This is a genomic window from Alloprevotella sp. OH1205_COT-284 (genome assembly GCF_003859795.1).
Lineage (GTDB): Bacteria > Bacteroidota > Bacteroidia > Bacteroidales > Bacteroidaceae > Alloprevotella.
Genome location: NZ_RQYI01000007.1, coordinates 80,997 through 87,580 on the forward strand (window position 1 = coordinate 80,997; position 6,584 = coordinate 87,580).

Annotated in this window: 6 protein-coding genes; all 6 read left to right on the forward strand. The window is 50.2% G+C overall.

Annotated elements, in window-relative coordinates:
• The first annotated feature begins 192 nt into the window (after nucleotides 1-192).
• Nucleotides 193-1,923 carry a lysine--tRNA ligase gene (lysS, locus tag EII14_RS03465; RefSeq protein WP_124931177.1) on the forward strand — a complete coding sequence of 577 codons (1,731 nt, stop codon included), beginning with the start codon at nucleotides 193-195 and terminating at the stop codon, nucleotides 1,921-1,923.
• A gap of 90 nt (nucleotides 1,924-2,013) precedes the next feature.
• Nucleotides 2,014-3,069 (forward strand): NAD(P)H-dependent glycerol-3-phosphate dehydrogenase, encoded by a 1,056-nt coding sequence (locus EII14_RS03470; RefSeq protein ID WP_124931178.1) that lies wholly within the window; start codon nucleotides 2,014-2,016, stop codon nucleotides 3,067-3,069.
• Between the two features lie 35 nt (nucleotides 3,070-3,104).
• Nucleotides 3,105-4,490 carry an NAD(P)/FAD-dependent oxidoreductase gene (locus EII14_RS03475; RefSeq protein WP_124931179.1) on the forward strand — a complete coding sequence of 462 codons (1,386 nt, stop codon included), beginning with the start codon at nucleotides 3,105-3,107 and terminating at the stop codon, nucleotides 4,488-4,490.
• Nucleotides 4,491-4,563: 73 nt separating this feature from the next.
• Nucleotides 4,564-5,028, forward strand: coding sequence for a preQ(1) synthase (gene queF, locus EII14_RS03480; protein ID WP_124931180.1), 465 nt, complete (start codon nucleotides 4,564-4,566; stop codon nucleotides 5,026-5,028).
• A 14-nt stretch (nucleotides 5,029-5,042) separates the two neighbouring features.
• Nucleotides 5,043-5,342, forward strand: coding sequence for a septum formation initiator family protein (locus tag EII14_RS03485; RefSeq protein ID WP_124931181.1), 300 nt, complete (start codon nucleotides 5,043-5,045; stop codon nucleotides 5,340-5,342).
• 37 nt (nucleotides 5,343-5,379) lie between these two features.
• Complete coding sequence (locus EII14_RS03490) at nucleotides 5,380-5,760, forward strand: hypothetical protein (protein ID WP_124931182.1); 381 nt, start codon at nucleotides 5,380-5,382, stop codon at nucleotides 5,758-5,760.
• The last annotated feature ends 824 nt before the right edge of the window (nucleotides 5,761-6,584 follow it).

Sequence of the window (6,584 nt, forward strand, 5' to 3'; positions counted from 1 at the left end):
TTTGCGAGCGGTGTTGTCATTTTTTCGACTAAGGCCTCGGTGAAACACATTTCTTCACAAAGCGATGAGAAAACCTCAAATTTTATTCGTACATTTGCCACAAATAATATATCACTATAAAACATCGGTCGCCGAAGCAGACGGCCTTCTTTTCGTTATGCTTTCGGCCGCTCGACAATAACCCATAACCCTATGAACATCCTTGAACTCAGTGAGCAAGAAATAGCCCGTCGGAACTCTCTCGAAGAAATTCGCGCCTTGGGCATCGATCCCTATCCGGCCGCCGAATATCCCACCGATGCTTTCAGCCAAGACATCCTCGACAGCTTCGACGACGAAGCCGAACCGAGTAATGTTTGCATAGCCGGCCGTTTGATGAGTCGCCGTGTAATGGGAAAAGCCACTTTCCTCGAAATTCTCGACTCGAAAGGCCGCATTCAGGTTTACATCAGTCGCGACGACATCTGTCCCGACGAAGACAAAACCCTCTATAACACTGTCGTGAAAAAGTTGCTCGACCTTGGAGATTTCATCGGAGTGAAAGGTTTTGTTTTTCGGACGAAAACGGGCGAAATCTCCGTTCATGCCCGCGAACTCACACTGTTGGCCAAAAGTATTAAGCCGCTCCCCACTCCCAAAGAGAAAGACGGAGAGGTGTTTGACGCATTTGAAGATCCGGAGTTGCGCTATCGCCGTCGCTATGTAGACCTCATCGTCAATCCTCACGTCAAGGAAACTTTCCACAAGCGTGCCAAAATCGTGACCACCATGCGCAGCATTCTCGATGGTGCCGGCTACACGGAGGTCGAAACCCCCACGCTTCAAAACATACCCGGCGGAGCATCGGCGCGGCCTTTCATCACGCACTTCAACGCCTTGAACCAACAGATGTATTGCCGCATCGCAACAGAGCTTTATTTGAAGCGGCTCATCGTCGGCGGTTTCGAGGGAGTGTATGAAATCGGCAAAAACTTCCGCAACGAAGGCATGGACCGCACCCACAATCCCGAATTTACCTGCATGGAGCTGTATGTGCAGTATAAAGACTACAACTGGATGATGACTTTCACCGAGCAAATGCTCGAAAAGATCTGCATCGCCGTCAACGGTACGACCGAAACCGTGGTAGATGGTAAGAGCATCAGCTTCAAAGCCCCCTATCGCCGTCTTCCGATCCTCGATGCCATCAAGGAGCAAACAGGATATGACCTCAACGGCATGAGTGAAGACGAGATGAGAAACGTGGCGAAAAAACTCGGAATCGAAGTGGACGACACGATGGGAAAAGGCAAACTCATCGATGAAATTTTCGGCGAAACTTGTGAAGGCAACTTCATTCAGCCCACTTTCATCACCGACTATCCCGTGGAAATGTCGCCGCTCACCAAAATGCACCGCAGCAAACCCGGATTGACCGAGCGTTTCGAGTTGATGGTCAATGGAAAAGAATTGGCCAACGCCTACTCCGAGCTGAACGATCCCATTGATCAGGAAGAGCGTTTCAAAGACCAAATGGCGCTGGCCGACAAGGGAGATGACGAAGCCATGGTGATTGACCAAGATTTCCTCCGTGCCCTTCAATACGGTATGCCGCCCACATCGGGCATCGGTATCGGCATTGACCGTTTAGTCATGTTGCTCACGGGCAACACGGCCATTCAGGAAGTGCTCTTCTTCCCGCAGATGAAACCCGAAAAACTCCCTGCCAAAGACAAGGCCGAAGCCTATGCGCCTTTCGGCATTGCGGCCGACATCGTTCCCGTGCTTCAAAAAGTGGGCTACTATCTCGTGCAGGATCTCCGTGGAGCCAATCCTCAGAAAGTGCAGCAGCAAATCGGCGAAGTGCTCAAAAAATACAAACTCGACATCGAGAAGCCGAGCGTGGCCGATATTGCGGCATGGGTGGAAGCCATTGGCGAATGAGCTTTCGGATCGCCGTGCGCATTGTTTACTCATCAGTCCCCATTATCCTTGCTGTCGTCTTAGGCGATAGCCACTTCAACGACATCAACCATGCCCAGTTTCAGTTCTTTTTTCGGTTTTGGAGATTCTTATGAGGAGAGTCGAAGTCCGAACGAATTTCCGGGAGCAATAGCCATTATCGGCAGTGGGTCGTGGGCTACGGCCGTGGCCAAAATCGTGCTCGAAAGCGTGAGCGAGATTTGGTGGTATGTGCGTCGGGAAGAGAGCATTGCGGAGTTCAAACGTTTGGAACACAATCCTTCGTATCTCACGAGTGTGAAATTCCCGGTCGATCGCATCCGTTTCTCTTCCGACATCAACGAGATCGCACGAGAGGCCGACACGCTCATTTTCGTCACCCCCTCCCCCTATTTCAAGGCACAGTTGAAGAAGCTGAAAGTCAAACTTCACAACAAGTTTGTCATGACGGCCATCAAAGGCATCGTGCCCGATGAAAACTTGGTGTGTACGGAGTATTTTCGCACGACTTTCGGTGTGCCCGAAGATCAGCTCCTCGTGCTCGGAGGCCCCAGCCATGCCGAAGAAGTGGCACTCGGCCGCCTGACCTATCTCACCGTGGGGTGCAGCGACACCGAGCGTGCCCGAATCATGGCCGACCTCATTGCCAACGAATACGTCAAAACCACCATTTCCAATGATGTCATCGGCATTGAATATGGCGCGGTGCTGAAAAATGTTTACGCCATTGCCGCCGGAATTTGTGCCGGTTTGAAATATGGCGACAACTTCCTTTCCGTGTTGCTCTCCGGAGCGGTGCAAGAGATGAATCGTTTTCTCATGGCCGTCCACCCCATAGAGCGCAACGTGTACGACAGTGCCTATTTGGGCGATTTGCTGGTGACGGCGTATTCCACCTTCTCGCGCAATCGTGTGTTCGGACAAATGATCGGAAAGGGATACAGCGTGAAGAGCGCGCAGGTGGAGATGGAAATGATTGCCGAAGGCTTTTACGGCGTGAAGTGCATGAAAGACATCAATCGTCGTTATCACGTCAATATGCCCATACTCGACGCCGTTTACAACATACTCTACGAACGCATCTCTCCCACGATCGAAATCAAACTTCTCACCGATTCGCTTCGATAACACAAGGTCTAAACTTTCTCACATTCCAGCGTGCCATGGCTTTCAACATTCCCCCAACAGACAAAAAGCGCGTCGTGATCGTTGGCGGCGGTTTCGGCGGTCTTAAATTGGCCAATCATCTGAAAAAGGCCGATTTCCAAGTTGTGCTGGTCGATCGCAACAACTATCATCAGTTTCCGCCGTTGATCTATCAGATTGCCTCGGCCGGCATCGAGCCGAGCAGCATCTCTTTTCCTTTCCGCAAGATCTTTCAGCGGCGCGACGATTTTTATTTCCGCATGGCCGAGGTGCGCAGCGTCTTTCCCGAACAGAAAATCCTCCAAACCTCAATCGGAAAGGTGAGCTATGACTATCTCGTCTTTGCCGCCGGAACGACCACCAATTTCTTCGGAAACAAAAACGTGGAGGAAAACTCCATTCCGATGAAGAACGTGAGCGAAGCCATGGGCTTGCGCAATGCACTGCTCGAAAACTTTGAACGCGCCCTCACTTGCTCTTCCGAAACGGAGCGTCAGGAACTGCTCAATGTCGTGATTGTGGGCGGCGGCGCGACGGGAGTGGAAGTGGCCGGAGCATTGTCGGAGATGAAAAACTACGTTTTGCCCAAGGACTATCCCGACATGCCGGCCAGTTTGATGAACATTTATCTCATCGAGGCAGGGCCGCGTCTCTTGTCGGCCATGTCGCCCCAAACTTCGGCGCATGTGGAGAAGTTTTTGCGCCGCATGGGGGTCAATGTGTTGCTCAACAAAATGGTGACCGACTATCGGCATCATCGCGTCGTGCTCAAAGACGGCACGCAGATAGCCACGCGCACCTTTATCTGGGTCAGCGGTGTGGCCGGCGAAGCCGTCGGCAATCTTGATGCCAAACACATCGGGCGCGGACGTCGCATCATCGTCGATGCCTACAATCGCGTCGAAGGGCTCGACGGAGTTTTTGCCATTGGCGATCAATGTATCATGACCGGTGCCGATCCGAATTGGAAGGACGGCCACCCGCAGTTGGCGCAAGTGGCCATTCAACAGGGGCGGTTGTTGGCGCGAAATCTCAAAGCCGTCGAACGCGGCAAAAAACTCAAACCTTTCCGCTACCGCAACCTCGGCACAATGGCCACCGTAGGCCGCAACCGCGCCGTGGCCGAATTTAGCGAAGTCAAGATGGCCGGTTTTTGGGCGTGGATCATGTGGCTCGTCGTGCATCTCCGTTCCATTCTCGGCATTCGCAACAAGAGCATCGTTTTGTTCAACTGGATTTGGAACTATTTCTCCTACGCCCAATCTCTTCGCTTCATCGTCTATGCCCGCAAGGCCAAAGAAGTCGTCGATCGTCAAGCCCGACTGGCTTCTCAGCATTGGGGCAACGACTTGATGAGCGAAGGCGTCGATGCCCTCGAAAAGGAGGAAGACGCCTCGGCTTGAAAGCGCGCCTCATCGTTGCCGAAACGGCAGGAATGTTTACCTCATTTTATTTCTATCTTATCTTTTTCTTCTTATGTCTTCTCGTGAAACCGAAGGGCTTCAACATCTCGGAAGCCAAGGCACACAATATCCCACCGATTACGCCCCCGAATTGCTCGAATCTTTTGTCAATAAACACCAAGACAACGACTATTGGGTGCGCTTCAACTGCCCGGAGTTTACCTCGCTTTGCCCCATCACCGGACAGCCCGACTTTGCAGAAATCCGCATCGCCTACATTCCCGACGTGCGCATGGTGGAAAGCAAGAGTTTGAAACTCTATCTTTTCTCTTTTCGCAATCACGGTGATTTCCATGAAGATTGCGTCAATGTCATCATGAAAGATCTCATTCGCCTCATGGATCCGAAATACATCGAAGTGACCGGTCTTTTCACCCCTCGCGGCGGTATCAGCATTTATCCTTATGCCAACTATGGGCGTCCCGGCACCAAGTTTGAGGCCTTGGCCGAACATCGCCTCCGGCAACACGATCTTTAATCTCTTATTTTGTCATGCAGCGCGTTTTCCGATTTTTCAAACGTCTTTGGGCAATTCGCAGTGGTTTAGCCATTGTGATTTTCATCGTTGTGGTCGGATTTCTCGACAACCACAGCATTTACCGCCTCATTTCGCTGTATGCCAAAAACAGTGATTTGCGAGAACAAATCACTTACTACGAGCAACGATACGAAGAAGACACGAAAGCCCTCGAACTCATCAATTCCTCTCCGGATGCGGTGGTGAAAGTGGCGCGTGTCAAGCATCGGATGAAAAAAGACAACGAGGATGTCTACATCGTTGTCGAAAAATAATTGTTGCTCCGTTTTATCTCTTTTTCAGTTTCCGATCATGCGTTCGCTCACTCCTTTTCAAAATCTCGTGTTTCAGTTAGGCGGTCTGCTTCTTGTAGCCGGCGCGATACTCCCTCTCGTACCTCCGTTGGCCGGCTATGCGCCCTATGTTTTCACCTCGGGAGCCTTGATGTTTTCGCCCATGCAGCTGCTTCAACGCTACGAAGGGCGTAGTTTTGTTGTCCGTCGTTTGCGTCGGCAGCAGATTTTTGCCGCTTTTCTTTTGCTCGTTTCCGCTTGTTTGCTGTTGATGAAGAGTTTCCGTTTGGGCTTCGTCTATGGTGAGGAGTGGAAAGTGGTGCTGATCATTGCCGCCGTGATCGAACTCTATACGGCTTTTCGCATTCCCCACGAATTGAAAAAAGAAGAGGAAGTTTGACACCGCGTTGTTGCAACGTCACAAACATGCAGCCCCTGACATTTTTGGATGTCGGGGGCGGTTTTACATACGGCTTTCGGAGCTTCCTCGTCGGCTGGTCGATTTTTTGCCGATGAAGGTGGGGGGATCCGAAAAAAACGAAGAGGAGGTGAAACCATCTTTCGTAAAAAAAGCAACTTTCAGCCCCTACCAAGACTTTTTCTTTTTTTTGTCTACATTGTCTACACTTCTTTTGTAAGTCGTAGATATGTAGTGTGTTACGAATGTAGACAATGCGGAAATTTATCTACATTCTTCGCAGTAACCTACACGCGGCATCGGGAAGGCGTGCCGATGTCCGAAAGCTCAACCATGTAGGCCGTGTAGGTTTTTGGAAAAACTGTCTACATTCCTTTTTGTCTGTGTATCATTGACTTAGGTTCTTTCAATGTATATCGGAAAGTCGCCGTGTACACTTGCATGTTGTTGAATTTCAGAGGCATGCAAGGCGTAGTGTATGTTTTTCGACAATTTTGTGAGATGATCATAAGGGAAGCCCGTATAGAGAGCGATTTATCCCCCTAAAAACCACATTTGATGTGTTGTCAAAGGTGCGTTCGTCCACATCACGGAAATCGGATTTGACGAGGAGGCTTCTTTTTCAAAAAGCAAGTCCGAAGTCCCATTATGAAGAACTTCGGGAAAGATTTTTATGCGGTTTTGAAATTTATCGGACAACCAAAATTCGTTACTTGGAATATTCTACTCGTTGCTTAGAATTTTCTACTCGTTGCTTAGAATTTTCTACTCGTTGCTTAGAATTTTCTACTCGTTGCTTAGAATTT